The 4,876-nt window shown below is 37.9% G+C and carries 4 protein-coding genes; all 4 read right to left on the bottom strand.

Translation table 11 applies throughout. The features are described 5' to 3' along the window. Positions 1–1,719 (bottom strand): cache domain-containing protein (locus VE944_RS30355; protein WP_324986339.1); only part of this gene is annotated, 1,719 nt, incomplete at its 3' end. A 60-nt stretch (positions 1,720–1,779) separates the two neighbouring features. Next, positions 1,780–2,277 carry a chemotaxis protein CheW gene (locus tag VE944_RS30350; protein WP_324986336.1) on the bottom strand — a complete coding sequence of 166 codons (498 nt, stop codon included), beginning with the start codon at positions 2,275–2,277 and terminating at the stop codon, positions 1,780–1,782. Positions 2,278–2,281: 4 nt separating this feature from the next. Continuing rightward, entirely contained in the window at positions 2,282–2,659 is a 378-nt protein-coding gene (locus VE944_RS30345; protein ID WP_100898797.1) for a response regulator, read from the bottom strand. 66 nt (positions 2,660–2,725) lie between these two features. After that, positions 2,726–3,793, bottom strand: coding sequence for a response regulator (locus VE944_RS30340; protein WP_324986331.1), 1,068 nt, complete (start codon positions 3,791–3,793; stop codon positions 2,726–2,728). Positions 3,794–4,876 lie beyond the last annotated feature (1,083 nt).

Here is a 4,876-nt window from a genome sequence, read left to right as displayed (position 1 = left end):
CAAGTCAATTTCCGGCTGTTGCCAAACACGAGGAGTTTCGCACTGATGAGCAATTAATAAGGATACAAGCTGTCCTTGGGCAAGAATTGGTACGATCAAATTACCTTTGACAGCAAATTTTTCCAAAAGTTGGACGTAACCGACGGCATTTTTCAAGCTTTGGTCTTGATGAATGTTTGCAATTGCTTGCACCTGTCCATACTGATCGGTTTCTATATAACGTTCCCGAAAATAAGGATCGTCAATTTTGACTCCGAGCATTTCCGGCCAATTATCAGTTACCGATTCAGCAACGACAACACCATTCCCAGTATTTTGATTTAGAGTATAAATGATTACCCGGTCTGTTTTTAGCGATCGCTGAACTTCTTTTACTGCTGCGTCATAAATATCTTCAGTTTTGAGAATTTTCCGTATTCGTAGGGTAATATCTGTTAGTAATTTTGCCCCTTCAACGTCCAGTTCTTGTTCTTTAACTAAGGCCTGCAATTGTTCGGCCATCTGGTTAATATTTGCACTCAATACCCCTAATTCGTCTTCTCTTTCGATTTCCAGACGGGTATTAAATTTACCTTGACCAAGCTTTGCTAATGCCGCAGTCGCATTTAAAATTGGCTGTGTAGTAAGTTTAGCTAACCGAGATGCGATCGCAGCTACAATCAATGCTGTCACTGCTGTGCCAATGCCTATAATCCACAGCAATTGTCTTTGCGGCTCAAATACAATTGCTGTGTCTGTAGATAAAAGTACTTGCCAGTTTAAATCTGGTAAACCATCTAACTTAGTGGCTGGTACGTAGCTAACTAGTTCTTCTTTTTTGCCAGTTTTGGGAACTTCTATAAAACTATCTACCTTATTGACTGCTACCAGTTTAGGTAAATTAGAATACTCTGCCTTTGCCTCTTTTCCTAATAATTCCTTTTGTGGACTCAAGAAAACTGTTTCAGAAGCATCGAGCAAATGGTATTGTTGCCCATTAACTACGTAGTTTTTGATAACTTCCTCTAAAGATTTTACGGGCATCCGCGCCCTTACCACACCAATGGTTTTGCCCGTCCTTATCTCTTTCACAGGTGCAGCTATATAAATACTCACTACACCAGTATTTTTTGCTGCTTCAGGTTTACTAATGACAGGAGTATCTTTTTGTAAAGCCTCTCGAAAGTAGGTACGGTCTTTTTGGTTGTCTAGGGGTTCGCCTGTGGATTGGACAATCAACTTACCTTGGCGATTAAAAACAGCAACGCTGTCATAGGCTTTATAGGCTTCGATAACTCCATCTAAGATTGCTTGTTTATCTTGAGTGGTGATACTTACACTAGCCTGGGGACTTGTCAAAAAAAGTAAACTTGATATTACCTGAATATCTCCGTAGCGCCCCAACATGAAACGGTTAACTTTATCACTTAAGCCAATGGCTTCAGCTTGTTGAGACTGGGTAATTTGCTTAGTAATCGATTTATTGGCAAAGCTAAAAGCGATCGCACCGATGCCCAATACTGGTATTGTACCGATTGCGATCGCTAAAATAGTCGCTTTCTTAGCCAATCCGAGTTTTGTAAAAGAGGCAATAGCCTGATTTAGTAAAGAATTATTAGCCGTTTCACTAGTAGTCTTAGCTGGTAGCTTTATGGAACTACCATTTATTTTTTGGGATGATATCAATGATGCTCGTTTTTGAGCGCCACTACCTTGATTCGTATTGGTTTTATTAAACATAAAAGTAATTCTCCTAACTATGTGAATAAGAACACTAAAAATCCTTTTTAGTAATACACTCTAATCACTGCGGAGAATAGAAGACTGCACAATTGCCTGAGCATCTAATACCAGTAATATTTCTTCTTGTTGCACAACGCATCCACATAAATAAGGAACTAAACTGGATGCCACTTGTCCGATAGGAGAATGAATATCATCAGGCATGAACTTAGTCGTACCTTTTATTTCTTGCACCACTAAAGCTAATATCAATGATTCCACTTGGATAACAATGGCACTGTATTGTCGCAGTCGATAATCTAAAGATTCTAAATTAAGCATTCTTGGCAAATCAACAACCCAAATTATCCGACTCCGCCAATTCATTAATCCTAATATACAGGTGGGCATATTAGGCATTGAGGTTACAGATTCAATCGGTACAATAATTGCTTCTTGCGTATGTTTCATTGATAAAACAGCAGCAGTCTGTTGATTTAGCTGAAACTTCAAATAACCGTCTGCTAACTTATTTTGGGTTTCCTTTGAAGGAAGTGTAATGTTTATACTAGTCATTGATTCAAATTCCCACTGATTTAATAGTACGTAGCAGAAGTTCGCGGGTGTAAGGTTTAGTTATGTAGGCATCAGCACCTTGTCTCATCGCCCATAAACGGTCAATTTCTTGATTTTTGGAGCTACAAATTACAATTGGTACTTTTGCAGTAATCGGATTTCTTCTTAGATAACGGCACAATTCAAATCCGCTCATTTCTGGCATTACTACATCAGTAACAATCACATCTGGTTTTTCTAACACAGCTTTTTCTAAACCCTCTTTCGCACCACTTGCCTTAATTACGTTGTAACCACTTTCTTTCAGATAATGGCTCATTAATTCTAATTCGCTGGGAGAATCTTCTACAATCAGAATTGTGCCAATTAATGTCAGACTCACTATTAAATCTCCTAAACAAATAACTTAAGGCGATTAAATCTGTTATAGCTATTGGTTGTTACTAAATTAACCAAGATGTTTAAAAACCATTTTTAGCAATTCTGATTGTGTAAAAGGCTTAGTCAAATATCCTGATGATCTAACTATTTTCGCCTTTGCCCTATCGATAAATCCTGTTCTACCAGTCACCATAATAATAGGTGTATGTTTAAAAGCTGAATGTTTCCGTAATAAGGAACATAGCTCGTAGCCATCTAAACTTGGCATCTCAACATCTAGCAAAATCAAATCGGGCTTACTCCGAAGAATTTGCATTAAAGCTTTTACAGGATCGTTGATCATCACAACTGTAAATGTGTTTTCATCCAAAAAGTGTTTAATGGAATTTAAAACTGTTTGGCTGTCGTCAATGCAGGCAATTGTATATAGTTTTTTACCAGTAGGTAGCTGAGTATTTTTCTTATTTTCAGCAATATCAAAATTGATTGGTATCGGTAACTTCTGCCCAAGTTTTATTTGCAGTTGTGGCTGAACTTGAGACGGTTGTATTTTAGATAAAACTTGGGAACCCCCACCAGCCGGAATTGATGACTGGATATTTTGCCGATTTCGTAATTGCTTTTGACACTGTTCAACAAGTAATCGCAAATCCAGGCGACAGAACTTTGGTAATTCATTCAAAGAGCTTTCTGGACTGAATTCATAGCTAGCTTCTTTTAAACATAGAAATGATTCCAGTACTTCCTTTGCTAATTCGTCTATCAAGCTTGCTGCTTGCACAGAAGTAATATAATCCTGATTTACTAACCAACAAATAGCTTGGTAATCCGCATTGGGTATTGATTGATGTTCATTCTTAGTCTCAAACATCAGCCGCATTTGCACACGAGCGGCGCTGTTAAGAGCAGGAATTTGCTGGCTCAAGCGCCGCAAGTGACTGTCAAGCCGCTCAAACAGTTTATCTGAATAGGAGGCATAAGTAAGTTTACCGTCCTCTAGATAAATTGACCAAGAAACTATTCCAGTAAATATGTTTAAGCACCCTGTAGCACGCCGACTGGTTAATTGTGCCAACAGAGATAGCGGATGTAGTTTCTGGAACAACCTGTAGCTACCTATAGGAGTTATGCTCATTTTGCTTTTACTTCAGCTAAATTCGATACGTGTAAGCTAAATTCGTATAAAGTTATTCCACAATTAAAATCAAGTAAAAAGCATCAAACTTTTGGGTTTTCAAGTACATCAACTTATTTCTAGACTTAGTGGTGAAACTCAATGAAAACAGCGTTATTTTCAAATAATCAAATCTCAGTAAAATCGTAAATTATTATTAATTTACTTTCTGTTACTGAGATTTACAGACTTTTTGGGCAATAAGACATAAAAATGTCAAGACTAGATGAAGCCACTTTCCATTGAGTAACCCCAATCTGACCACAGGAATAATACTGATTTTGTAGATAGTAATATATTTGAACTTCTGTATTTACACTGAAGTTATATTTAGTTTTTAATCAGGTAAGCAGTATATCAAGCTACTTTGCGTCGAGTAACTTCAACTTGACCACAGTAATAATACTGGTTTATTGATAATAATAAATTGATCTTTTAATATTCACACTTAAAAACGTAGATACAACAGAATACAAAACTTATCTTTTGTAGTGACAGCTTAACGCACCGAAACCACTCGAAATGGTGCGTTAGGGACGTAACGCACTCTACCTACGAAAACTGTAGGTTATTAAATCCAGGTTTTTTATATTTGAAACGGATGCTGGCTGAACATATTTTTATCGGCATCCCGCCCATAACTGAAGTTCTGGGCTAATAGCTCAAGTCCACTAAGCGTGGACTAAAATTTTCACTGTTACTGAGTACAGCTATTTACACCGCTTAAAATATTATACTTAGTCCTCTTCAGAGGACTTTAGCTAAGTAACTACGCAAAATTAATTACAGTCATTGCGAGCGAAGCAAAGCAATCCCAGCCCTTGCGATTGCTTCATTTCGCTTCGCTGCATTCGCAATGACATTGTGTAATTAATTATGTTTACCTACTTATTAGCCTTGTAATTTATCGAAGAGGACAAGGTGATGGGGAGACAAGGAGACTTGGGGAATTGTCTCCCCATCCCCAAGTCGTGCGGCAACGCCCAAGGGTTTAAGACCCCCACCACTTTTTGGTGGACTTGAATCAGGTGGGGTCTGAATCCC

Source organism: Nostoc sp. (genome assembly GCF_035638895.1).
Classification (GTDB): Bacteria; Cyanobacteriota; Cyanobacteriia; order Cyanobacteriales; family Nostocaceae; genus Nostoc.
This window is presented reverse-complemented; position numbering and strand designations above follow the sequence as displayed.